This window comes from Streptomyces siamensis, assembly GCF_039543605.1.
Classification (GTDB): Bacteria; Actinomycetota; Actinomycetes; order Streptomycetales; family Streptomycetaceae; genus Streptomyces; species Streptomyces siamensis.
Genome location: NZ_BAABKB010000004.1, coordinates 77,100 through 99,315, shown reverse-complemented (window position 1 = coordinate 99,315; position 22,216 = coordinate 77,100). Strand labels below are relative to the sequence as shown.

General features: G+C 72.0%; 22 protein-coding genes. 10 read left to right on the top strand and 12 right to left on the bottom strand.

Annotated features, from left to right (window positions below; all coding sequences use genetic code 11):
• Window positions 1–268: 268 nt before the first annotated feature.
• Window positions 269–724, bottom strand: coding sequence for a carboxymuconolactone decarboxylase family protein (locus ABEB03_RS10470; protein WP_345645092.1), 456 nt, complete (start codon window positions 722–724; stop codon window positions 269–271).
• 176 nt (window positions 725–900) lie between these two features.
• Here ABEB03_RS10470 and ABEB03_RS10465 point away from each other — a divergent pair, with 176 nt between their 5' ends.
• Window positions 901–3,384, top strand: a complete 2,484-nt coding sequence (locus tag ABEB03_RS10465; RefSeq protein ID WP_345645089.1) for a tetratricopeptide repeat protein — start codon at window positions 901–903, stop codon at window positions 3,382–3,384.
• Window positions 3,385–3,555: 171 nt separating this feature from the next.
• On the opposite strand, the gene ABEB03_RS10460 is transcribed toward ABEB03_RS10465, so the two are convergent.
• From ABEB03_RS10460 to ltnD, 7 genes are read right to left on the bottom strand one after another with little or no spacing between them, the layout of a single operon-like run.
• On the bottom strand, window positions 3,556–4,308 hold the full coding sequence (locus ABEB03_RS10460) for a FadR/GntR family transcriptional regulator (RefSeq protein ID WP_345645086.1): 753 nt from the start codon (window positions 4,306–4,308) through the stop codon (window positions 3,556–3,558).
• Window positions 4,309–4,318: 10 nt separating this feature from the next.
• Entirely contained in the window at window positions 4,319–5,365 is a 1,047-nt protein-coding gene (denD, locus tag ABEB03_RS10455; RefSeq protein WP_345645083.1) for a D-erythronate dehydrogenase, read from the bottom strand.
• Complete coding sequence (otnI, locus tag ABEB03_RS10450; RefSeq protein WP_345645080.1) at window positions 5,362–6,165, bottom strand: 2-oxo-tetronate isomerase; 804 nt, start codon at window positions 6,163–6,165, stop codon at window positions 5,362–5,364. Before otnI ends, denD begins: the two co-directional genes overlap by 4 nt.
• Window positions 6,166–6,218: 53 nt before the next feature.
• Window positions 6,219–7,526: an MFS transporter gene (locus ABEB03_RS10445; RefSeq protein ID WP_345645077.1), complete on the bottom strand. Its 1,308-nt coding sequence runs from the start codon at window positions 7,524–7,526 to the stop codon at window positions 6,219–6,221.
• 60 nt (window positions 7,527–7,586) lie between these two features.
• Complete coding sequence (locus ABEB03_RS10440; protein WP_345645072.1) at window positions 7,587–8,285, bottom strand: class II aldolase/adducin family protein; 699 nt, start codon at window positions 8,283–8,285, stop codon at window positions 7,587–7,589.
• Complete coding sequence (gene otnK, locus ABEB03_RS10435) at window positions 8,282–9,574, bottom strand: 3-oxo-tetronate kinase (protein ID WP_345645070.1); 1,293 nt, start codon at window positions 9,572–9,574, stop codon at window positions 8,282–8,284. The genes ABEB03_RS10440 and otnK overlap by 4 nt, the downstream gene beginning before the upstream one ends.
• A gap of 1 nt (window position 9,575) precedes the next feature.
• Window positions 9,576–10,493, bottom strand: a complete 918-nt coding sequence (ltnD, locus tag ABEB03_RS10430; protein ID WP_345645067.1) for an L-threonate dehydrogenase — start codon at window positions 10,491–10,493, stop codon at window positions 9,576–9,578.
• 459 nt (window positions 10,494–10,952) lie between these two features.
• Here ltnD and ABEB03_RS10425 point away from each other — a divergent pair, with 459 nt between their 5' ends.
• From ABEB03_RS10425 to ABEB03_RS10410, 4 genes are read left to right on the top strand one after another with little or no spacing between them, the layout of a single operon-like run.
• The gene (locus ABEB03_RS10425; protein WP_345645064.1) at window positions 10,953–12,014 is read left to right on the top strand and encodes an ABC transporter substrate-binding protein; all 1,062 of its coding nucleotides are present in this window, start codon (window positions 10,953–10,955) and stop codon (window positions 12,012–12,014) included.
• Window positions 12,015–12,036: 22 nt separating this feature from the next.
• Window positions 12,037–13,041: a FecCD family ABC transporter permease gene (locus ABEB03_RS10420; protein WP_345645061.1), complete on the top strand. Its 1,005-nt coding sequence runs from the start codon at window positions 12,037–12,039 to the stop codon at window positions 13,039–13,041.
• A complete protein-coding gene (locus ABEB03_RS10415; protein ID WP_345645058.1) occupies window positions 13,038–14,120 on the top strand; it encodes a FecCD family ABC transporter permease in 1,083 nt (360 codons plus the stop codon). Before ABEB03_RS10420 ends, ABEB03_RS10415 begins: the two co-directional genes overlap by 4 nt.
• Complete coding sequence (locus tag ABEB03_RS10410) at window positions 14,117–14,968, top strand: ABC transporter ATP-binding protein (protein WP_345645055.1); 852 nt, start codon at window positions 14,117–14,119, stop codon at window positions 14,966–14,968. The genes ABEB03_RS10415 and ABEB03_RS10410 overlap by 4 nt, the downstream gene beginning before the upstream one ends.
• A gap of 24 nt (window positions 14,969–14,992) precedes the next feature.
• On the opposite strand, the gene ABEB03_RS10405 is transcribed toward ABEB03_RS10410, so the two are convergent.
• Window positions 14,993–15,517 carry an SMI1/KNR4 family protein gene (locus tag ABEB03_RS10405; protein WP_345645052.1) on the bottom strand — a complete coding sequence of 175 codons (525 nt, stop codon included), beginning with the start codon at window positions 15,515–15,517 and terminating at the stop codon, window positions 14,993–14,995.
• Window positions 15,518–15,541: 24 nt separating this feature from the next.
• Complete coding sequence (locus tag ABEB03_RS10400; RefSeq protein WP_345645049.1) at window positions 15,542–15,712, bottom strand: hypothetical protein; 171 nt, start codon at window positions 15,710–15,712, stop codon at window positions 15,542–15,544.
• A 393-nt stretch (window positions 15,713–16,105) separates the two neighbouring features.
• On the opposite strand from ABEB03_RS10400, the gene ABEB03_RS10395 reads away from it, so the two are divergent.
• The 3 genes from ABEB03_RS10395 to ABEB03_RS10385 all read left to right on the top strand — a co-directional run bounded on the left by ABEB03_RS10395 (window position 16,106) and on the right by ABEB03_RS10385 (window position 18,159).
• On the top strand, window positions 16,106–16,645 hold the full coding sequence (locus tag ABEB03_RS10395; protein ID WP_345645046.1) for a DoxX family protein: 540 nt from the start codon (window positions 16,106–16,108) through the stop codon (window positions 16,643–16,645).
• Window positions 16,646–16,823: 178 nt separating this feature from the next.
• Window positions 16,824–17,246 carry a hypothetical protein gene (locus ABEB03_RS10390; RefSeq protein ID WP_345645042.1) on the top strand — a complete coding sequence of 141 codons (423 nt, stop codon included), beginning with the start codon at window positions 16,824–16,826 and terminating at the stop codon, window positions 17,244–17,246.
• 172 nt (window positions 17,247–17,418) lie between these two features.
• Window positions 17,419–18,159 (top strand): PIG-L deacetylase family protein, encoded by a 741-nt coding sequence (locus ABEB03_RS10385; protein WP_345645037.1) that lies wholly within the window; start codon window positions 17,419–17,421, stop codon window positions 18,157–18,159.
• 19 nt (window positions 18,160–18,178) lie between these two features.
• Here ABEB03_RS10385 and ABEB03_RS10380 read toward each other — a convergent pair whose 3' ends face one another.
• Window positions 18,179–19,168 carry a GlxA family transcriptional regulator gene (locus ABEB03_RS10380; protein WP_345645034.1) on the bottom strand — a complete coding sequence of 330 codons (990 nt, stop codon included), beginning with the start codon at window positions 19,166–19,168 and terminating at the stop codon, window positions 18,179–18,181.
• A gap of 101 nt (window positions 19,169–19,269) precedes the next feature.
• Between ABEB03_RS10380 and ABEB03_RS10375 the strand changes: the two genes are divergently transcribed.
• Entirely contained in the window at window positions 19,270–20,094 is an 825-nt protein-coding gene (locus ABEB03_RS10375) for a dienelactone hydrolase family protein (protein WP_345645031.1), read from the top strand.
• Window positions 20,095–20,176: 82 nt separating this feature from the next.
• Window positions 20,177–20,770: a DinB family protein gene (locus ABEB03_RS10370; protein WP_345645028.1), complete on the top strand. Its 594-nt coding sequence runs from the start codon at window positions 20,177–20,179 to the stop codon at window positions 20,768–20,770.
• A 49-nt stretch (window positions 20,771–20,819) separates the two neighbouring features.
• Here ABEB03_RS10370 and ABEB03_RS10365 read toward each other — a convergent pair whose 3' ends face one another.
• A complete protein-coding gene (locus ABEB03_RS10365) occupies window positions 20,820–22,205 on the bottom strand; it encodes a Fic family protein (protein WP_345645025.1) in 1,386 nt (461 codons plus the stop codon).
• Window positions 22,206–22,216 lie beyond the last annotated feature (11 nt).

The window sequence follows — 22,216 nt, the reverse complement described above, 5'->3', positions numbered from 1 at the left end:
GTCGGCTGTGTCGGGCTGTCGGTGACCGAGGCTGTCGGTGACGGACGCAGCCTGTCAGGGGGCGGCCCTGGCTGGACAGTGGCGGTGGTGGCGGAGTCGGGCGGGCGGGGGCGGTGGAGCCGGCAGGCTCTGAGGGGACAGTGGCGGTGGAGCAGCCGGTCCGGGGTGGACCGTGGCGGTGGAGGCGGCCGGTCCGGGGTGGACTGCGGTGGTGGAACCGGGCGTCCCGGGCGGTGGATGTGTGTCCGCCGCCCGGGACCGGGCCCGTTCATCCCCAGGCGCCGGCGATCTGGCGGGTGGTGGCGTTGAGCCGGTTGAACAGGTTGGTGACGCCGATCATCAGGATGATCGAGGCGAGTTGCTTCTCGTCGAAGTAGCTCGCCGCCGCGTCCCAGATCTCGTCGCCGACCGCGTCGGGACGGTCCGCCAGCCGCGTCGCGGCCTCCGCCAGCGCGAGCGCCGCCCGCTCCTCCTCGCTGAAGTACGGGGTCTCGCGCCAGGCGACGACCGTGGCCAGCCGCTCGTCGCTGACCCCCGCCTTGCGGGCCGTCTTCGCACCGCCGTCCACGCAGGCACTGCACCCGTTGATCTGGCTGACCCGCAGATGCACCAGCTCCAGCGTCTGCGCGTCCACCCCGCCCCCGTGCGCGGCCTTCAGCAGCGCCTGGATCGGCTGCATCGCGTCGGACAGGACGACGGCCGGGTTCTGCATACGAGACTGCATCTCGACTCTCCTTCTACCGGTGGTGCCCCGTTCGCTCGGGGCGTGACTCCATGACAGCCGTACGGGCTTGCCATGACGACGCCGGTGGGACACCGTGGGACAGCCGAAACGGCTTTCAACAGCGACGATCCGGCCCGGGATTTTCTGCCGGGCCGGGACAGTGAGGCGGGGGACTGGTGGTTGTGGAACAGCGGGCGGCGAAGGCCGACGCGCCGGACGAGTTGGCGGCCAGACTGCGGCTGCTCCAGGAACTGTCCGGGCGCGGCGTACGGGCTCTCGCGCGGGACACGGGCCTCAGCTCGTCGTCCTTGTCGCGCTACCTCGGCGGGCAGACGGTGCCGCCGTGGCCCGCCGTGATCGCGCTCTGCCGTCTCGTCAAGCGCGACCCCCGCCCACTGCGCCCGCTGTGGGAGCGGGCCTCGAACCCCCTGCCGGCGCCCCCGAAGTCCAGCCGTCAGGTCCAGCCCCCGTCGCCGCCCGCCGGCGCCCCGCGCCCGCCCCGCAACGATCTGCCGCGCGACATGCCGGACTTCACGGGTCGGGAGGCCGAACTGACGGCCGTGCTCGCGGGGGTGAGCGGCAGTCGGGTGGTCGCCGTCGACGGCATGGCGGGCGTCGGCAAGACCTGTCTGGCGGTGCACGCCGCGCACCGGCTCGCCGACGACTACCCGGACGCCCAGCTCTATGTGGACCTGCACGGGTTCACCGACGGGCGCCGGCCGCTCGATCCGGACCCCGCGCTGCGCACACTGCTGGCCGCGCTCGACGTCCCCTCCGAGAAGGTCCCGCAGGAGGGCGGTGTCGAGCAGTTGGCCGCCTGCTGGCGCTCGGAACTGGCCCACCGCCGGGCCGTCGTGGTCCTCGACAACGCGGCCGACGCCGACCAGGTCCGCCCGCTGCTGCCCGGCGCCGGTCCCTCCGTCGCCCTGATCACCAGCCGCAACCGGCTGCTGGGCCTCGACGAGGTGCCCCCGGTGTCGCTGGACGTACTGACTCCCGAGGAGAGCGCGGAGCTGCTGGCCCGTGCCAGCGGCGACCCCCGCGGGCCCGACGGGCGGCTGGCCCGCGACCCGGAGTCCGCGGCGGAGGTGCTCCGGCTGTGCGGTCATCTGCCGCTGGCCCTGCGGCTGGCCGCGGCCCGGTTGCGGCACCGGCCGGGCTGGACCGTGGGCATCCTCGTGGAGCGGATGGCGGAGGGCGTGGACGAGTTCGACACCGCGTTCGCCATGTCCGTACGGCAGTTGGACCGAAACCAGCGGCGGCTGTTCCGGCTGCTCGGTCTGCTGCCGGGCTCGTCCTTCGACGAGTACGTCGTGGCGGCCCTCGCGGACATTCCGTTGCGCAGCGCCCGCACGATGCTGGAGGACCTGCTCGACGCGCATCTCGTCCAGCAGCCGGCGGCCGGCCGTTACCGGCTGCACGACCTCGTCCACCAGCACGCGCGCCGTGCCTGCGTGGAGCAGGACTCACCCGCGGAACAGGAACGGGCACTCGGCCGGGTGCTCGACTACTACGTGCACGCGGCGGCCGCCGCGGACGCCGCGATGCCGTTCGTGTCGCCCGGCCGGGCGGCCTCCGCGGGCCGGCCGCCGGCGGAGCTGCCGCGCTTCACCGACAAGAACGCGGCCCTCGGCTGGTTCGTCACGGAGTACACGAACCTGATGGCCGTCTTCGAGGCCGCCGTCGCCGCGGGGGCCGACGCGCATGTGTGCGAACTGCCGCGCTTCATGCGGGCCTTCTTCGCGCGGCGCTGCGGCACGACTCATCTGAACGCCCTCTTCGAGAGGTCCCTCGCGGCGGCGGAGCGTCTCGGTGATCCGCTGCAACTGGCCGAGGCGCACAGCGACTTGGGCTTCGCGCGCTACAACGCGGGACGGATGCCGGAAGCCGGAGCGGCGTACGAGGCGGCGGCACCGCTGGTGTCCCGGGCGGGGGACACCCGGTCGGAGGCCGAACTGACCATGCGGCGCGGCTACCTGAGGTGGGACGAGGGATACGTCGAGGAGCCGTTGGAGTTCTTCCGGCTGGCCGGAAAGCTCTACGAGAAGGCCGACTGCCCGATGGGCGCGGCCCACGCGGTCGGGTACGAGGCCTGGGCGATGCTGCAGCTGGGACACCGCGAGGAGGCGGCGCGACTGGCCCGTCAGGCGCTCGACGTCCCGCACGCCGACCCCGCGTGGCCGCCCACGCTGACGGCCCGGATCACGCTCGGCGTGGCCATCGCCGGGGAGGCACCCGACGAGGCCGCCGAGCACCTGCAACAGGCGCTGGAGCTGGCCCGCGAGGACGGGCACAAGCACAACGAGGCGTGGTGCCTGAACTGCCTCGGGGTCGCGCTGCGGACGATGGGCCGGTACGAGGAGGCCCTGGACAGCCACCGGCAGGCCTTCGCCCTGCTGGACGAACTGTTCGAGGAGCACTGGAAGATCCATTTCCTCAACGGCTACGCGGAGACCTGCCGGCTTGCGGGCCTGCCCGAGGAGGCCCTGCGGCTGCACCGTGAGGCACTGGAGCTGGCGCCGCGACTGGGGTACCGGTACGCGGAGGTGCTGGCCCACGAGGGCATCGCGGCCGTGCTCGACCAGACGGATCCGCCGGCGGCGGCCGAGCACCGCGCGGCGGGGCAGGCCGTGCTGGAGGAACTCAGGCCCGGGGCCTGACCGGGCGTCACGTCCCGGCGCGGCCCGCCGCCGACGGCGTCACCCGCAGGACAGTGCGCGACCAGGGCACCTTCGGGCGGGCGACCGACAGTTGTCTCCATGGGGACGCCCCCGAGAGAGGCATTCGGGGTCCGCCCGACAGGCCCTGTCCCGCGCGGTCGTGACCGTACGTCAGGTGGCCGTGCCGAGGTCCACGGCGAGGTCCTCGGTCTCGTTCCAGAACCTGTCGTCCGCGTCCTGGAGACGGGACGCCGCATGCTTCATGTGGCGGCGGGCGGCGACGTGGGCCGCCTCGCCGTCGCCCGCCTCGATGGCGGCCAGGATGGCGTGGTGCTCCTGGTGCACCGCCTCGATGAAGTCGCCGCGACGCGCTTCGTTGGCCCGGGTGACGCGGATGCCGCTGCGCGCGACCTCGCCGAGGTACCCCACGGTCGAGACCAGCACGGCGTTCCCGGTCGACTCGGCGATCGACCGGTGGAAGGCGAGGTCCTCCTCCACGCCGTCGCCGCCGGACGCGACCGCCGCGTCGATCGCGTCCAGGGCCTCACGCATCCGGGCGAGGGCGGCGGGCGTGGCGCGGGTGGCCGCGAGGGCGGCCGCCTCGCCCTCCAGGGCGGAGCGGACCTCCACGATCTGCAGCACCTTGGCCTTGGTGCGGGCGGACTCGGCCTCGAGGTCGAGCGGCCGTGCGCGCCTGGGGAGGACGAACACGCCACGGCCCTGCCGCGGTTCGACCAGGCCCGCGTTGCGGAGCCGCGACACGGCCTCGCGCACGACGGTGCGGCTCACGCCGAGCTGCTTGACCAGCTCCACCTCGGTCGGAAGCTTGTCGCCCTCGGCCAGCCGCCCGGACTCGATCTCCTCCGCGAGAATCGCGGCGACCCGGTCCGCGAGCCGCACGGGACCGCTCACCTTGGAAAACATGTTCTTCAGTCTATCGGCCCGAGTCCGGCCGTCCCGCTGCGAGCGGGGTGCCGGCCCCGCCCCCTTCGGCATGATCGCCGAGGAAGTCGCGTACGACCGATGCGAAGGTCGGGTCGGGTTCCAGACCGAGCGCGGCGGCCCGTGCGTTGTCGAAGGCCGCGGGCCAGGAGCCCACGATGGCCTCGACGGCGGGGTCCGGTGTGATCGTCACCAGGTCGGCGACGGCGTCCCCGGCCAGCTGCCGCAGGGTGTCCAGCATCTCGGCGACCGAGACCGTGAGGGCCGGAAGGTTCACCGGGATCAGACCGTCGAGGCGGCCCGGTCCGGTGCCCCGGTCGAGCTCCGCGACGCGGAGTATCCCTTCGACCGTGCGCCGCGGCGAGGCCAGCGCCACCCGGAGGCCGGGGTCGACGGGGCAGACGGCCGGCAGGCCGGCCAGCGGCTCGCGGACGATGCCGGACAGGAAGCCGGACGCGGCGGCGTTCGGCTTGCCCGGACGGACCGACACCGTCATCAGACGGGCCACGCGCCCGTCGACGAAGCCTCGGCGGGTGTACTCCGCGACCAGCTGTTCGCAGACGAACTTCTCGGCGCCGTAGCTCGACCGGGGCGTGGGCAGAGTCGCCTCGCTCACCACGGCCGGCAGCGGCAGCGCCGGGTCGGAGCCGTAGACCGCGACACTGCTGGAGAACAGCAGCCGCGCCGTCGGTCCGCCGGCGGCGGACTGGGCCCGGGCCGCTTCGAGCAGCGCGCGGGTGGTGTCCACGTTGGCGCTCATGCCGAGGTCGAAGTCGGCCTCGCACTCGGCCGAGACCGCCGAGGCGAGGTGGATCACCACGTCCACCGGCGTCGCGAACAGCTCGTCGAGCCGTTCGGTCAGGTCGCCGCGCACGATGTCCACGAGCGGGTCGTGCGCCACCTCCGGTTCGTCGGGCACGAACCGGTCGGCGAGCACCAGCCGGTCGATCGGCGCGCCGTGGAACGTCCGCGTCGTCAGCAGCCGGTCGGCGACCTGCCGGCCCAGGAAGCCGAAGCCACCGGTGATGACGATCCTCATGCGTGTACTCCTCGATAGTCGTTCAGCCAGCCGAGACCTTCGCTCGTGCCGGCGCGCGGGTGGTATTCGCAGCCGATCCATCCGTCGAAGCCGAGTTCGTCGACGACGTCGAACAGGTGCCGGACGTGGAGCTCGCCCTCGTCCGGTTCGTGGCGGTCGGGCACGCCCGCGATCTGCAGATGGCCGATCCGGCCGGTCGGCAGGTCGCGGCGCAGAGTGGTGGTGAGGTCGCCCTCGACGATCTGGCAGTGGTAGAGGTCGAGCTGGACCTTGAGGTTCGCGGCGCCCACCTCCCGGACGACCTCGTGCGCTTCGGCCTGCCGGCTCAGGAAGTAGCCCGGCATGTCGCGGTGGTTGATGGGTTCGACGAGGATGTCGACGCCCGCCGCGGCGGCCCGTTCCGCGGCCCAGGAGAGGTTGGCCAGGTAGGTGTCGCGGTACCGGGCCCGGTCGGAGGGCGTCGTGGCCGCAGGTGTCAGCCCGGCCATGACGTGGACCCGTGGACAGCCGAGCGCCGCGGCGTACTCCAGCGCCCGTTCGATGCCCGTGCGGGTCTCCGTCTCGCGTCCGGGCAGCGCGGCGATCCCGCGCTCTCCCGAGTCCCACGCCCCGGGAGGCGCGTTGAACAGCACCTGCCGCAGGCCGTGGTCGTCGAGCCGGCGACGCAGCCCGCAGGCGTCGTGGTCGTAGGGGAAGAGATACTCGACGGCTTCGAAGCCGTCCGCCGAGGCCGCGGCGAAGCGCTCGAGGAAGTCGTGCTCCGTGTACATCATGGACAGGTTCGCTGCGAACCTCGGCATGGTGGCTCCTGTGATTCCTGTGTTCGGGCCGGGCCCGGATCCCGCGGATCCGGTCAGCGGTTGACGACGCTCTTCTTCGTGGTGAGCACCGCGGCGGCGCCGACGACGAGGCTGAGCGCGAGGACGTACATCGGTATGGCCGTCGAGCCCGTGGCGTCCTTGAGCGCGCCGATCATGTACGGGCTGACGAAGCCCGCGAGATTGCCCACGGAGTTGATCGCGGCGAGACCCGCCGCGGCAGCCGTGCCGCCGAGGAACGCGGTGGGCAGCGACCAGAACAGCGGTGCGCAGGTCAGCACACCGGCCGCGGCGAAGGACAGCGCGATCAGGGACAGCGCGGTCGAGCCGGACCAGGCGGCGGCCAGCGAGAAGCCGACAGCGCCCATGAGGCTCGGGACGACGAGGTGCCAGCGGCGCTCACGGCGCTTGTCCGCCGAGCGTCCGAACAGGTTCATCGCGACCAGGGCGGCGACGAACGGCACGGCGCTGAGCACCCCGATCGCGAGATTGCCCTCGATGCCGGTGGACTCGACGAACGTGGGCATCCAGAAGGTCAGCGCGTACTGGCCCATCACGAAGCAGAAGTAGACGAGGCACATCAGCCACACCTTCGGGTCGCGGAAGGCGTCCCAGACCCGGCCGTGCACCGTCTGGTGCACGGTGTCCTCGGCGACGGCCCGCTCGACGACGGTCTTCTCCTCGTCGGTGAGCCACTTCGCGTCGCGCACGCCGTTGTCGAGGTAGAACAGGGTCGCCACGCCGACGGCGAGGGCGGGGATCGCCTCCAGCAGGAACATCCACTGCCAGCCCTGCCAGCCGCTCACCCCGTGGAACCGGTCCAGGATCCAGCCGGAGAGCGGGTTGCCGAAGATGCCGGCGACGGGGATGGCCGACATGAACAGGGCGATCACGCGGGCACGGCGGTGCGACGGGAACCAGTACGTGCAGTAGAGGATCACCCCGGGGTAGAAGCCGGCTTCCGCGGCCCCGAGGAGGAAGCGGAGCACGTAGAACGTCGCCTCGTCGGTGACGAACACGAACGCGGCCGAGACCAGGCCCCAGCTGATCATGATGCGGGCGATCCAGGTGCGGGCTCCGACCCGTTGCAGCATCAGGTTCGAGGGGACCTCGAAGAGGAAGTAGCCGATGAAGAACAGACCGGCGCCGAGGCCGTACGCGGCCTCACTGAACCCGAGGTCCTCGGACATCTGCAGTTTGGCGAAGCCGACGTTGACCCGGTCGAGGTAGGAGACGATGTAGCACAGGACGAGGAAGGGGACGATGCGGCGTACGACCTTGCGGAAGACGGCGTTCTCGCGGGCGAGGCCGTGGACCTCGGGGGTGACTACAGGCGTGGACATGACGAATCCTTTGAGCGGCTCAGGGGGATTCTCTGACAGGTTCGTGCGGGGACGTGCAGGTCACCACGCCGCACCGAACGCGGACCGCAGTTCGGCGAGGGCGGGAGCGGGAAGCGGCTCGGGACGAGGGTCGGTCAGGAGCCAGAGACGTGCCGTCTCCTCGAGTTCTTCGAGGACGGCGAGGGCGGAGGCCGCGTCGGGCCCCCAGACCACAGGGCCGAGCCGGTCGAGCAGGACGGCCCTGATCGGCGTGCCGCCCGCCGCGCGGTCGGCGATGCGGGCGGTCACCAGATCGGCCACGCGCGGGTCGCCGGGCCGGTGGTAGGGGATGAGCGGGACGTGCCCCACCTTCATCACGTAGTACGGCGTGATGGGCGGCAGCACGTCGTCCTGACTCCACACGCCGGCCAGGGTCAGGCCGACCAGGTGTGTGGAGTGGGTGTGCACGACGAACCGGGCCGCGGGATCGGCCTCGTAGATGCGTCGGTGGAGGGTGAGGGTCTTGCTGGCGCGGTCGCCCGCGCGCTGCTCGCCCCGGGCGTCGACGAGCGCGAGTCGCTCGGGGTCGAGGAAGCCGAGGGCGGCGTCGGTGGGCGTGATCAGATGGCGGTCGCCGATCCGGGCGCTGATGTTGCCGGCGCCGGCGTGCACATAGCCCCGGGCGAACAGACTCGTGCCCACCCGGACGATCTCCCGGCGTGCCGCGTCGACGGCCTCGTCGCGCTCCGTGCCGGGCGCGATGTCCGTGCGGCGGGTCATGCGGTCTCCTCGTCGAGCAGGGCGAACGAGGAGGCGAAGAAGTCGGGGCCGCCGAAGTTGCCGGACTTCAGGGTGATGTGCAGGGCCTCCCCGCCGGGGAGGACCGCCGCGCACCACGGCACACCGGGGTCGATCTGCGGTCCGATCCGCAGTCCGGTGATACCGAGCGCCTGGACGACCGCGCCGGAGGTCTCGCCACCCGCGACGACGAGTTGCCGCACACCGCGTGCCACGAGTCCCTGCGCGACGCGGGCCAGGGTCCGCTCCACGAGTGCACCGGCCTCGGCGGCGCCGAGCCGGCCCTGGACGGTCCGGACGGCGTCGGGCGCCTCGGTGGAGTAGACGAGGACCGGCCCGTCGTCCAGGTGCGCCTCGGCGAAGGCCAGTGCCTCGGCGGCCACGTCCGCGCCGTCCGCGATGCGCAGCGGATCCACGCCGAACGCGGGCCGCCCGCCGCGCAGGAACTCCCGCACCTGCCCGTTCGTGGCGACGGACACCGACCCGGACACGACGGCCCGATGCCCGGTGGGCGAGGGCAGCCGGGCGGCGGCCGGGGACGGCTCGAACCCCCAGTTCGCGGGCAGGCCGATCGCCAGACCGGATCCCGCGGTCACCAGCGGGAGCCCGCTGACCGCGGCGCCCAGCCGCACGAGATCGTCGTTGGAGACCGCGTCGGCGATGGCGGTCCCGAAGCCCTGCGCGCGCAACTCGTCGATACGGGCGCGGACGGCGTCGGCACCGGCGGCGACGACCCGGTGGTCGATGAGTCCGACCGGGCGCTTGCTCTGCGCGGCGAGGACGGAGACCAGGTCGGGATCGGTCATCGGTGTGAGCGGATGGTGGCGCATGCCGCTCTCGCTGAGCAGTACGTCGCCGACGAAGAGGTGTCCTTTGAAGACCGTGCGTCCGTTGTCGGGGAAAGCCGGGGTCGCGATCGTGAAGTCGGTGCCCAGCGCGTCCATCAGGGCCTCGGCGACCGGGCCGATGTTGCCGGCGGGTGTCGAGTCGAAGGTGGAGCAGTACTTGAAGTAGATCTGCTCGGCGCCCAGGGACCTGAGCCAGGCCAGCGCCCGCAGCGACACCTCGACGGCCTCGGCGGCCGGCACGGTACGGGACTTGAGCGCGATCACCACGGCATCCGCGTCGGCGGCCTGTTCGGCCGCCTGCCGGTCGTCGTGCGCGGGGACGCCGATCAGCTGGACCACGCGCATGCCCGCGCGCACCAGGTTGTTCGCCAGATCCGTGGCGCCGGTGAAGTCGTCGGCGATGCAGCCGAGTCGGATGCCCATGTCAGCCCTCCACCGGCTTGGGAAGATCGATCCCGGGGAAGATCTTGATGACCGCGCTGTCGTCCTCGGCGCCCAGACCGGACGCCGAGGCCTGAAGGAACATCTGGTGCGCGGTCGCGGCGAGGGGCAGCGGGAACCGCTCCGGCCGGGCGGAGTCGAGCACCAGCCCCAGGTCCTTGACGAAGATGTCGACCGCGGACAGCGGGGTGTAGTCACCGTCCAGCACATGCGCCATGCGGTTCTCGAACATCCACGAATTGCCCGCGCTGTGCGTGATCACCTCGTACAGCGCCTCGGCCGGCACGCCGGCCCTGATGCCCAGGGCCATCGCCTCGGCCGCCGCGGCGATGTGCACGCCCGCGAGCAGCTGATTGACGATCTTGACCTTGGAGCCGAGTCCGGCTTTCCCGCCCAGGCGGTAGACCGTGCTGCTCATGGCGTCGAGCACCGGGTCGGCGAGTGCGTACGCGGCGGCCGGCCCCGAGGTCATCATGGTGAGCTCGCCTGCCGCCGCTCGTGCGGCGCCGCCGGAGATGGGGGCGTCCAGGTACAGCACGCCCCGCTCGGCCAGCCGCTCCTCCAGCCGGGCCGACCAACTCGGGTCGACGGTGGAGCACATGACGAAGACGGCACCGGGGCGGAGGCCTTCGGCGGCGCCGCCGGCATCGAACAGCACCGACTCGACCTGGGCCGCGTTGACCACCACGCACACCAGAACATCCGCGTCGGCCGCCAGTGCGCCGGGGGAGGCGAAGGCGGTGCCGCCGTCACGGGCGAAGCGGGCGGCCACATCCGGACGCAGGTCGTGCACTCCTACGTCGTACCCCGCGGCCCGCAGACTGCGGGCCATGCCGAGACCCATGGCTCCAAGTCCCACCACGCCCACGCGGGGCAGGGCGGACCGGTCCTGGTCGTTCATGCGCAACTTCCTTGTCTCGCTGTGCAGTTCGGGGGCCGAGCGCGGCTCGGGTCGCACCCCTTCCCGTCAGTGGTCAGGTCATATGATGACCTGAGGATCCTGCATCGTTCACTGTGATGTCGGTCACGTTGCGGCCGCGTGAATTCTCATGACGGGTTCGCGTCGACGGCCGGCCGCGAGGCGAGTCGTCGCGCGCGGTGGCGCGGTCGAGTGGGGGTGGATCTCAACGGCCATGTGCATGCGGTGACTTGAGGCCGTGTCTCGACGGGAGAAGTTCCGCGCGGCCGTGACCTCCCGGAGGAATGCGGCGCCGATGGCCGATGCGTGCGTGCGGTCCGGCGAGAGGCGGTCGGCGCCTTCGGGTCGCCGGTGGGGCCCGCTTGCACTCTGCACACAGTCAGCACATAAGGTAAGCCTCACCTAATGGTTCAAAGGTAAAGCACAGCTAGGAGTCGTCCTATGTCCCTTCGGCGCCGCGGCACGGCCGCAGTCGCTCTCGCCGTCGCCGCAGCACTGTCCCTCGCGGCGTGCGGCAGTGACTCCTCCGGGAACAGCAAGGAGGGCACCGGCGTCTCCGCCGACAGCGGGTCGGGTGCGAAGGACTCCAAGTCGGTCGCGAAGGGCGGCGCGGGCTTCGCGGACGCAGCGAAGAAGACGGCCGCGCTCGGCACGGACGCCGCGCCGGGCCAGTGGCCGCGCACGATCAAGCACGCGATGGGCAGCACCGAGATCACGTCGCAGCCCAAGCGCGTGGTCGTGCTCGACGTCGGCGAGCTCGATAACGTTGTCTCCCTCGGAGTGAAGCCGGTCGGTCTGGCCCCGACCGAGGGTTCGCCGGAGCTGCCGTCCTACCTGAAGAAGGACGCGGGCACGCCGAAGAACGTCGGCACCATCAACAGCCTCAACCTGGAGGCGATCGCGGCCCTCAAGCCGGACCTGATCCTCGGCAGCCAGCTGCGCGCCGCCGCCTCGTACGACGAGCTGTCGCAGATCGCGCCGACCGTCTTCTCGATCCGCCCCGGCTTCACCTGGAAGGAGAACTACCTCCTCAACGCGGCCGCACTGGACAAGACCGCGCAGGCCAGGACGAACCTCGCCGCGTACGAGAAGCGGGCGAAGGACCTCGGCGCGAAGCTCGGCGCCCACAAGCCGACCGTGTCCATGGTCCGTTACCTGCCCGACGGCCTCATCCGGCTCTACGCCAACGACTCCTTCATCGGCACGATCCTCAAGGACGTCGGCATCCCGCGCCCGAAGAACCAGGACATCGCCGACCTGGCCGCCGAGATCAGCGCCGAGAACATCGACCAGGCGGACGCCGACTGGATCTTCACCGGTGTCTACGGCGACCCGAAGGCCACGGACAAGAGCAAGGCCCAGAGCAACCCGCTGTGGAAGAACCTCAAGGCGGTCAAGGACGGACACGCCTACGACGTGCCGGACGAGACCTGGTACCTGGGGCTCGGCGTCACAGCCGCCGACGCGGTGCTGGACGACCTCCAGAAGCACCTGACCGCCTGAGAAGAGGGAGTGAGTGCGGCACATGTCGCCACCCACCCGCCGACGGGCCGGCTGGTTGCTGGCCGGCGCGGCGATGCTGCTGGTCGCCGTCCTGCTGAGCCTCGCCGTGGGCAGCCGCCAGATCGCGCCGGGCGAGGTGATCCGGGCACTGGTGCACGGCGGTACCAGTGACGACGCCCAGGTGGTGCGGGCGTTGCGGGTCCCGCGCACCGTCATCGGTGTGCTGGCCGGCGCCGCCCTGGCACTCGCCGGGACCGTGATGCAGGGCATCACCCGCAACCCCATCGCGGAGCCGGGGATCCTCGGTGTCAGCCAGGGCGCGTCGGTGGGCGTGGTGAGCGCGATCGCGTTCTGCGGCGTGCACACGCTGTACGGCTACGTGTGGTTCGCGTTCGCCGGTGCGGCGCTGGCCGCGGTCGGCGTGTACGCCGTCGCCAGCGGCGGCCGCGGCGGGGCGTCGCCGGTCAAGCTCGCGCTCGCCGGCGCCGCCACCAACGCCTTCCTGGCCTCGCTCGTCTCCGGCATCACCACCGTCAACGCCCGTGCCCTGGACGAGTTCCGCTTCTGGCAGGTCGGCTCGATCAGCGGGCGCGACAGCGAGATCATCGGCGAGATCGCACCGTTCCTGCTGGCAGGCCTCGTGCTCGTCGCGGCGATGGCGCGAGGGCTGGACGCGCTCGCGCTCGGCGACGACGCGGCCAGGGGGCTGGGGCACAACGTCGGCCTGCTGCGTGTGATCGGCGCGCTCGGCGCGACCGTGCTGACGGGTGCGGCGGTGGCCGCGGTCGGCCCGATCGCCTTCACCGGCCTCGCCGTCCCGCACATCGCCCGCGCCCTGGTCGGCACCGCGCACCGCTGGGTCCTGCCGCTGGCCGCGCTCCTCGGACCGGTGATGATCCTCGGCTCCGACGTGCTCGGCCGCATCGTCTTCCCGCCCTCGGAGGTCCCGGTGGCCGTCATGACCGCCCTGATCGGTGTGCCGTTCCTGATCGCGCTCGTCCGGCGCCGGACGGTGGTGGCCGCATGAGCCGCACCACGGCCGACGTCCGTCGGCGGGGCCTCCGCCCGGCCGGGCACACCGTTCTGCGCGGGGGCCGCGCCAGCTTCCTCGTGCACCGGAGGACCGTCGTCGTGGCGGCGGTGCTCGCGGTGCTGCTGGCCTGCGCGGTGGTGGCCTACCTGTGCGTCGGCGAGTCCTTCGTCCCGCCGACGGAGGTCGTCCGCGTGCTGCTGGGCCGCCCCAGCGCCGACGAGCTGGTGGTGGGCACACTGCGCCTGCCCCGGCTGGTCGTCGGGCTCCTGGCAGGTGCCGCCTTCGGCGTCGCCGGCGCGCTGGTGCAGACCGTCGCCCGCAACCCGCTGGCCAGCCCCGACGTCATCGGCGTCACACACGGCGCGGGCGCGGCCACGGTCGCCGCGCTCAGCTTCAACGCCGTCGCCCAGGACACGCTGCCGTACGTGTCCGTCGCCGGAGGCCTCGCCGCGGCCCTGCTGGTCTACCTCTTCGCTTGGCGGGGCAGGCTGCGGTCCTCCCGCTTCGTGCTGGTCGGCATCGGGGTGTCCGTCGCGCTCGGCTCGCTGACCCAGTTGCTCCTCACCAAAGGCGACTACCTCGTGGCCCAGCAGGCGAAGGTCTGGCTGACCGGTTCCCTCAACGGCCGCGGCTACGAGGAGGCCGGCCCCCTCGCGCTCGTCCTGCTGATCGGCGTCCCGGCGGCCCTGTGGGCAGCACGGGCCCAGCGCAGCGCCTCCTTCGACGACGACACCGCGACCGCCCTCGGCGTGCCCCTGGACCGGGTCCGGCTCGGTCTGACCGTGCTGGGCGTGGTGCTGGCGTCGGTGGCGACCGGCGCCGCCGGCCCGGTCGACTTCGTGGCGCTGCTCGCGCCACAGATCGCGCGCCGGCTCACGCGCACCGCGCAGACTCCGCTGCTGTCCTCGGCGTTGACCGGCGCGCTGGTCGTCGTGGTCGCGGACCTGCTGGCCCGCCGCCTGTTCTCCCCGATCGAGCTGCCGGTCGGCGTCCTCACCGCCGCGGTGGGCGCCCCGTACCTGATGTGGCTCATCGTCCGCACCCGCAGCCGCTCCGGAGGAACCTCCTCATGAACCGTCCGCCCACCGGTCGCCTCTCGGCGCAGGACCTCACCCTGGCCTACGAGGACCGCACCATCGTCGAGGGCCTGGACCTGGAGATCCCCGACGGGCAGGTCACCGTCGTCGTCGGCCCCAACGCCTGCGGCAAGTCGACCCTCCTGCGGGCGCTGGGACGCCTTCTCAAGCCGCGCCGTGGCGCGGTACTGCTGGACGGCACCGAACTCGCCCGCGTCCCGGGCCGGCAGATCGCCCGGACCATCGGCGTCCTGCCGCAGTCGCCCACTCCACCGGACGGGATCACCGTCGCCGACCTCGTCGCCCGTGGCCGTCAGCCGCACCAGAAATGGTGGCAGCAGTGGTCCGAGGCCGACGAACGGGCCGTCACCGAGGCGCTGGAGCACACCGACACCGCCGATCTCGCCGACCGGCCGGTGGACGAGCTGTCCGGCGGCCAGCGCCAGCGGGTGTGGATCGCCATGGCGCTGGCCCAGGACACGGACCTGCTCCTTCTCGACGAGCCCACGACGTACCTGGACATCGCCCACCAGGTGGAGGTCCTGGACCTGGTCCGCCGCCTCAACCATGAACGGGGCCGCACGGTCGTCGCCGTCCTCCACGACCTCAACCAGGCCGCCCGCTACGGCGATCACCTGGTCGCCATGAAGGCCGGCCGCATCGTCGCCCAGGGCCCGCCGCGGCAGATCGTCACCGCCGAACTGGTCCAGGACGTGTTCGGCCTCTCCGCCGTGGTGGTGCCCGACCCGGTCACCGGCGGCCCCCTCGTCGTCCCCGCGGGCGCCTGGCGGCCGGCTCCCGTGGCGGAGGACCGGCTCGGCCGGGCGCCCTCGCCCAGGCCGTGACGGGCCGGGCGATGCGCGACCGGTTCAGCTCGCCGGTGTCCGATCCGACGTCCGGTCGACGGCCGTACCGGCGGGCGGTGTCCCACCCTCGGCCTGCTCCAGCCAGTCGCGGTACCAGCGCCCGAAGGTCACCGGCTGCCCGTCGCCGTCGAGCAGCGGCGTCAGGTCCTGCTCATCGACCCGGTCGTCGGACCAGATCCGTCCCCGCTCCGGACCGCTGATGATCAACCACTGCCGCAGCGCGCAGCCGAGGTGATTGATCACGACCGCGCCAACCGTGCGCTCGGGCGCCCACATCAGCGCCTCCCACCGTGCGTCCCAGGCCTGCATGGCGTCGTCGAAGTCGTCGATCTCCTCGAAGTCCTCCTCCTCCGGCTGTTCGGACAGGAGGGATTCGACGTCCTCCGGGTCGGGGCCCCGCCGGGGGAACGGCTCGGCGAGCCGGGAGAGTTCGGCGAGGTCGGCCCCGTCCCCCTCCCAACGCCAGAGGCCCTCGACGCGCCGGACGGGAAAGACCCCGTACGCCGGGCCGGCGCCACCCGCTCCCACCTGGAGCAGGAAGTCGCGGTACTCCTAGGGCAGTTCCACCCCCATCTGGGCCTGGAGCTCCGACAGGTCCTGCGCAGTGAGCGGCTCGTCGAGGAGGAAGCGGTGTCCGAGCGCGCCGAACACCTCGGTGCTGTCCGGCCGGGCGGCGAGTGCCTCCACGCGCTGCCGAATTCCTGCCCACGTCTGATCGTTCATGCCGTGACACTACGTGGGAGGTCCGACAGCGTACGGTCGCCGACCGGTGGCCGTCCTCTCGGTCAGCCCCGCCGACCGCCCTCCGTGAGCCCCGACTCGGTGACGCGTCAAAGGGTCGACACGAAAATCCACGACGCGGAGATGTTGAGAGTGGGATCAAACCGTGCCATGCCGGTCGTCGGCGGCGGGGCAGGTCGCTTCCGCGGGGGCGATGTGGCTCGTGGGGAGACCGATGTGCGCGTCCACTCATGTTGCGGAAGTATCTGTATGGGCGGTATGTGCCTCGTGTCGAAGCGAGGCCTCCTGACGCCCACTGGACCCAGCCCTTCGCGGGCAGGGGTCGGCGCACCAACCGGTGCACCCTGCCGGACCGTTCGGATGGCGCAGCACAGCATGCATTCCTCTCAGACCTCCACGCGACCGGAGACGAGACAGTCCCCATGGACGGGAGTGACCGCCGGTGACGCGGGACTTCTCCTGGTCAGGCTGACTTTCGGGCTGTTCATGGCCGGGCACGGTGCGCAGAAGCTCTTCGGGCTGTTCGGTGGACCGGGCCTGACGGCCACCGGCAAGGGATTCGAGTCCCTGGGCTACCGCCCGGGAAAGGTCTTCGCCGCGATCGGCGGTCTCTCCGAGTTCCTCGGCGGCCTCGGACTCGCCGCCGGACTGCTCACTCCGCTCGCAGCCGCCGCCCTGATCGGCGTGATGATCAACGCCATGGCGACCGTCACCGGGGCCCACGGGCTGTGGGAGTCGGACGGCGGAGTGGAGTACAACGTCGCCATCACCGTCGTCGCCATCGCCGTCGCGGCCCTAGGCCCGGGCCGGCTGGCCCTCGACCGGCTCTTCCCCTGGGGCAACGGCGGCTGGGCCGAAGCCGCCCTCGCCCTCGGCCTGGGCGGCATCGGCGCCGCGATCGCACTGACGCTGTGAGAGGCGGCCCGCCCTGGCGCAGGACCCCTTGGTGACCGGGCCCTCACATCCTGCACGCGGGGCACGAACGGTGGTTCCGCGTGTGCGCCGGGTGCGGCTGCCCCGCGGGGCCGGACTGTCAGTGGCACCTCCTACGCTGCCCTCACATCGATCGGACAGCCGAGGGAGAGGCGTACACATGGGCGGCAACGGCTGGATGCACACGGGCCCCTACCAGCGGGATCCGGCGGCCGCGTTCCGCCGGGCCCAGGAGGAGCAACTGGCCGAGGACGACCACGGTTTCCCCGGCCGGACGATCGGCGAACTGTGGGAGGACCCCGACTGGCACGAGTACATCTTCACCGGCGGGACGGGGACGGTCCTGGACCAGCCCATGCTGATCGAGGCCACGGACCCCGACGACGGCCCCTACATGCGCCCGCTGACGGACGAGGAGGTCAAGGCCTGGGCCCCCGACGGCCGACCCACCTACGACGACTGGGACGCGGCCCTGCACTCGGAGCAACTGGACTTCCCTGAGCGCGCACAGGGCAGATGCACCGTGCTCTACACCGACGGGCAGCCGACACGGATCGGGTACTGGGGCGTCACCGCCGACTGACGACCGGCCCGGCGCATCAGCGACCAACAGGCAGGCGGCAGGCCCGGGATGAGCCCGCGGCAGAGTCCGTACCGCTCGTCACCTGTGCCCTCCACGGTCGGCGTCCGGTGACCGACAGCGCGAGGAGGGCGAACGAAGATCGCGAGCGGGCGTGGCGCGCTACATTGCCGACATGACCGATCAGCTCCAGCCCATGCCGGACGACTGGCAGCGCGCCCTCGCCGTCGTCGCCCATCCCGACGACCTGGAATACGGGTGCGCGGCCGCCGTCGCCGACTGGACCGACGGCGGTCGGGACGTGACGTACCTTCTCGTCACCCGGGGCGAAGCGGGAATGGACACGCTCGACCCCGCCACCTGCGGTCCGTTGCGCGAACAGGAGCAGCGCGACGGTGCCGCCGTCGTCGGCGTCTCCACCGTGGACTTCCTCGACCACACGGACGGTGTCGTCGAGTACGGCGTCGCCCTGCGCCGCGACATCGCCGCGGCCATCCGCCGGCACCGGCCGGAGCTGCTCATCACGCTCAACCACCACGACACCTGGGGCGGTGGTGACGACAGGTACTGGAACACCCCGGACCATGTCGCGGTCGGCCGGGCGACGCTCGACGCCGCAGCCGACGCGGGCAATCGCTGGATCTTCCCCGAACTCGTCGAGCAGGGCCTACAGCCGTGGGGAGGGGTCCGCTGGGTGGCGGTCGCCGGGTCACCCGAGCCCACGCACGCCGCCGACGCCTCGGCGGGCCTGGAACGCTCGGTGCGCTCGCTGCTCGCCCACCGCACCTACATCGAGGCGCTCACCGACGAGGACCCCGAGACGTACTGCCGAACCTTCCTCACCGGCAACGCCCAGTCGCTCGCGCCACGTTTCGGCGGCAGGCCCGCGGTCGGATTCGAACTCTTCACCCGTTGAGGCACGGAGGGCACCACACTCACCCGGCGGTCGCGCCGCGACGGCGGAACATCGCCCGGTACTCCCTCGGCCGACGACCGGTGTGCCTGGCGAAGACGCCGCTGAACGTCCCCGGATCACGGTACCCGACCTCGGCGGCGATGCTCGCGACGGTCCTGTCAGTGGTCTCCAGCAGGTGCCCGGCGCGACGCACCCGCGCCGTCTGCAGATACGCGAGGGGCGTCTCGCCGGTCTCGTCTCCGAAACGGCGGAGCATGGTTCTCGTGCTCACGTGGAACTCCCTGGCGAGGGCGGGCAGTTCGTAGCGTGACGTGAGGTTCTGGTCGAGCCATCGCTTGACGGCGAGCGAGAACTCCCGGCCCACGGTGGGGACGAGCCGTGAGTCGACGTAGGGGGCCTGGGTGGAACGCGCGTCGTCGACGAGCGCGATCCGGGCGGTGCTCCGGGCGACACGAGGGCCGTCGTGCTGCCGGATGAACTGCAGCGCGAAGTCGTACATGGCGCTGAAGGCCGCAGTGGTCGTGACCCCTCGGTCTGTCACGACCAGGCTGTCCGGGCGCAGACGTACGTCGGTGTACCGGCGGGCGAAGCGATCCGCGAACAACCAGGACGTGGTGGCCTCGCGTCCGGCGAGCAGGCCGGCCTCGGCGACCAGGAAGGCGCCCACGCAGATCGACACGACGGCGGTCCCCGCGGCGGACTGCGCCCGGATCGTGGCGACTTCCGGGCTGAGGCCCGCGAGGGTCGCGTCGAGATCGAGGGTGGGGGAGAGTTCGAAACCCGGCACGATCAGGACGTCCACGGGGCGTACGGCGGAGACGTCGAGAGCCGAGCCGCCGGACGCGATCACGCGCCGGCGGGGCGAGACGACCGAGGTCTCGTAGGCCGGCGGGCCGGATCCCTGCGCCGAGGCGACGTGCGTGGACATCGCCAGCAGGTCGGGGACTCCGTACACCTCCGACGCGAAGCACCCGGGATAGGCCAGCACACCGATGCGCAGCGGACTCATGCGGCACCCTCCGGCGGCTCTCGACGGATGGCGATATTACCGGGATTGATGGCGATGTCGCCGCTTCCCGAGGGGGCGGGCCACTCGGCATCATCCCGGTCATGACCATCGAGCGAGGACAGAGCGACCGCCTGGCCGACTTCTCACGCAGAACCGTCGGCGTCGACGGCGTCGACAAGACCGTCTTCGTCACCGGGTCGGGACCCGCCGTCGTCCTGATGCCGGAGATGCCGGGCATCAGCCCCGACGTGGCGCGGTTCGCGCGGTGGGTGCGGGACGCCGGGTTCTCCGTGTACCTGCCTTCCCTCTTCGGCGTCGACGGCGCCTATCCGCTCGCCGAGGCACGGGACACCGTCGTCCGACGCGCCTGTGTCAGCGCCGAGTTCAGGGCATTCGCCGGGGGCGGCACCAGCCCCGTCGTCAGCTGGCTGCGCGGCCTCGCCCGGTTGGCGCACGCCGAGTGCGGCGGACCCGGCGTCGGCGCCGTCGGCCTCTGTTTCACCGGCAACTTCGCCCTGACCATGGCGCTGGAACCCGCTGTCGTCGCACCCGTGGTCAACCATCCGTCCCTCCCGCTGGACGACCCCGCAGGTCTGGAGATCAGCGACGAGGACGCCGCCGCAGTGGCCGAACGCGTGGCACGCGACGGCCTGAAGGTGCTGGCCTACCGGTTCGAGAACGACACGTGGTGCACCGGTCGGCGGTTCGCGGCCTACCGGGCGCTGCTCGGCGACGCGTTCGACGGCCGCGTCCTCGAAGCGGAGTCGGCGAACACGAACCCTCCGCCCTTCTTCCGTGACGTCGTCGGCTGCGCCCACAGCGTCGTCACGGCGCACCTCGTCGATCAGGAGGGCCACCCCACCGTGCGGGCACGGGACGAGATCATCGCCTTCCTGAGCGAGCGGCTCACGACGGGGTCTTCGTGAGTCGGTGGTTCCCGTCGCGGCGGGAGCGGGAGCGTGGACCGAAGCGGGTGGACGAGGACCGCATCGGCGGCAGACTGATCCCATGACCGAAGAGGATCTGAAGGCCGATCTCCACCGCTACCTGCAGTCCGCCCGCGACGCCCTGCTGTGGAAGCTCGAAGGCCTGTCGGAGTACGACGTCCGCCGCCCCCTGACACCGACCGGCACCAACCTCCTTGGCCTGGTCAAGCATCTGGCCGGAGTCGAACTGGGCTACCTCGGCGACACGTTCGGACGTCCGTCCGGCGAGGACCTGCCCTGGTTCGGAGAGGCAGCCGAGACAAACGGGGACATGTGGGCGACCGCGGAAGAGTCACGCGAGTACGTCGTGGGGCTCTACCGCCGCGCGTGGGCGCACTCGGACGCGGCGATCGAAGCGCTGACGCTGGACACCGTCGGGAAGGTGCCGTGGTGGCCCGACGGCAAGGACGAGGTGACGTTGCATCACGCCGTGGTGCGCGTGACCGCAGACACGCAGCGCCATGCCGGGCAGGCCGACGTCCTCCGGGAACTCATGGACGGCGCCGTCGGAATGAGCAAGGACAACGACAGCATGATGCCCGGCGACGCGGCCTGGTGGGAGGACTACCGCTCCCGGCTGGAGCGCGCGGCCCGGGAAGCCGACCGGCGCGTGTGAGAGGCTCCCAGGGGCCCGCGTCGAGTGACAGCGGATCCCGCGGCACCTCCTAGGAACCGGCGGAGCAGGACCTGCGCCGGGTCTGCGCCAGATGGACGGTCACGAACCGGGCGAGGGCCAGAGCGTCCTTCGGGTCGTCCGCCCGGAACGTGACACGGCGCAGCAGGGTCACCGCGTCGAGCGCGACACCCTCGCGGGCGAGGACGAAGACGAGGGTGAGGAAGGCGGACCGGGCGTTGCCGTCGTCGAAGGGGTGGAAGAAACACACGTCGAGATACGCGCGTGCGGCACGGACGTTCAAGGGGAGACGCCCCCCGGCGTCCGCCGCGCTCTCGGCCAGGCAGGCGTCCAGGCGGGCGCGGGTTTCCGGGCCGATGCCGTAGCGTTCCCTGCCCTCCTTGGCGAAGGCGGGCAGACTGCGGAAGGACGGCGGCCGCGACGTGTTCAGGACGTGCTGCTGCCAGCCTCGCAGCACTTCGAAGTCGAGCGGCGCACCGCGCGCAGCGTCGGCCCGCACCCGCTCCAGGGCGGCGAGCAGGCCCTCGGCGCGGGCGGAGTCCACGGCGCCGTCGAAGGCGAGGATGTCGTCCACCGCGCCGTCACGCGACGGGATCACCGGTCCGTCCCCGCCACCGTCGGAGTCGCCGTCCGAGAGGTCCTGCCACGGCACGGTCCCGCGCACGGTGAGCCAGCGTTGGAGGTGGTCCGGCACGGGTCCGGCGGGCGGCTGCGCGCGGTCGTCGGGCCGCAGCGACAGCGCGAGGCGTTCCGCGACGTCGTCGACCAGCACTCTGTCGGGCCCGGTCCAGCTCCGGAACCGGCCGCCGATCGCCTGGTCGACCAGCTCCTCCGCGACACCGGGTGCGACTCCCCAGCGGCTGAGGAACCAGGCCAGTACCTGATGGCAGTGCCCCTGCCATCCGCTGCCGCAGCCGGTGCGGTCGGTCACCTGCTGGATCAGATTGCGGGCGGCGCACTCCCACAGGATGCGTTGGTCCTCGACGGCGGCCAGGTCCAGTGGGTACGCCTCGAACCGCCCGGCGAGGCTCTCCAGCCACCCGCGCCACTCGCACAGCGCCGCGACGACCCGGGGGAGCGTCTCCTCGGGGGTGGTGATCGAGTCCCGTGGGCAGCACCAGTTCCCGACCGGCCCGCCGTCGAAGTCCCCTTCGTCGTGCGACCAACGCCAGCCGACGGTCCAGCGTCCGTAGTGCCGGACGAGCGCGTACGACATGGCGTCGGCCCAGGGATCGGCCTCGTGCCGACTCCAGGCGCTCATCGCCGGGTCGGCGAACGGGACGTCGGGGCGGCGCGGCACACACCGGGCCGGCCCGAGCGCACGCACCACCTGCGGCGCCGACGCGCCGTCGAAAGGATGACGGTCGGGATCCACCTGGTCCCAGTCGAGCCGGCCGGGGGACAGGTCGAAATTCACCGCGTCAGCCT

Coding starts and splice junctions, on each gene's coding strand:
- ABEB03_RS10400 (WP_345645049.1), bottom strand. CDS start 15,712: ATGAACGATCAGACGTGGGCAGGAATTCGGCAGCGCGTGGAGGCACTC.
- ABEB03_RS10470 (WP_345645092.1), bottom strand. CDS start 724: ATGCAGTCTCGTATGCAGAACCCGGCCGTCGTCCTGTCCGACGCGATG.
- ABEB03_RS10425 (WP_345645064.1), top strand. CDS start 10,953: ATGTCCCTTCGGCGCCGCGGCACGGCCGCAGTCGCTCTCGCCGTCGCC.
- ABEB03_RS10440 (WP_345645072.1), bottom strand. CDS start 8,285: ATGACCCGCCGCACGGACATCGCGCCCGGCACGGAGCGCGACGAGGCC.
- ABEB03_RS10385 (WP_345645037.1), top strand. CDS start 17,419: ATGACCGATCAGCTCCAGCCCATGCCGGACGACTGGCAGCGCGCCCTC.
- ABEB03_RS10410 (WP_345645055.1), top strand. CDS start 14,117: ATGAACCGTCCGCCCACCGGTCGCCTCTCGGCGCAGGACCTCACCCTG.
- otnI (WP_345645080.1), bottom strand. CDS start 6,165: ATGCCGAGGTTCGCAGCGAACCTGTCCATGATGTACACGGAGCACGAC.
- ABEB03_RS10380 (WP_345645034.1), bottom strand. CDS start 19,168: ATGAGTCCGCTGCGCATCGGTGTGCTGGCCTATCCCGGGTGCTTCGCG.
- otnK (WP_345645070.1), bottom strand. CDS start 9,574: ATGGGCATCCGACTCGGCTGCATCGCCGACGACTTCACCGGCGCCACG.
- ABEB03_RS10460 (WP_345645086.1), bottom strand. CDS start 4,308: ATGTTTTCCAAGGTGAGCGGTCCCGTGCGGCTCGCGGACCGGGTCGCC.
- ABEB03_RS10390 (WP_345645042.1), top strand. CDS start 16,824: ATGGGCGGCAACGGCTGGATGCACACGGGCCCCTACCAGCGGGATCCG.
- ABEB03_RS10415 (WP_345645058.1), top strand. CDS start 13,038: ATGAGCCGCACCACGGCCGACGTCCGTCGGCGGGGCCTCCGCCCGGCC.
- ABEB03_RS10395 (WP_345645046.1), top strand. CDS start 16,106: ATGCATTCCTCTCAGACCTCCACGCGACCGGAGACGAGACAGTCCCCA.
- ABEB03_RS10420 (WP_345645061.1), top strand. CDS start 12,037: ATGTCGCCACCCACCCGCCGACGGGCCGGCTGGTTGCTGGCCGGCGCG.
- ABEB03_RS10445 (WP_345645077.1), bottom strand. CDS start 7,526: ATGTCCACGCCTGTAGTCACCCCCGAGGTCCACGGCCTCGCCCGCGAG.
- denD (WP_345645083.1), bottom strand. CDS start 5,365: ATGAGGATCGTCATCACCGGTGGCTTCGGCTTCCTGGGCCGGCAGGTC.
- ABEB03_RS10375 (WP_345645031.1), top strand. CDS start 19,270: ATGACCATCGAGCGAGGACAGAGCGACCGCCTGGCCGACTTCTCACGC.
- ABEB03_RS10370 (WP_345645028.1), top strand. CDS start 20,177: ATGACCGAAGAGGATCTGAAGGCCGATCTCCACCGCTACCTGCAGTCC.
- ltnD (WP_345645067.1), bottom strand. CDS start 10,493: ATGAACGACCAGGACCGGTCCGCCCTGCCCCGCGTGGGCGTGGTGGGA.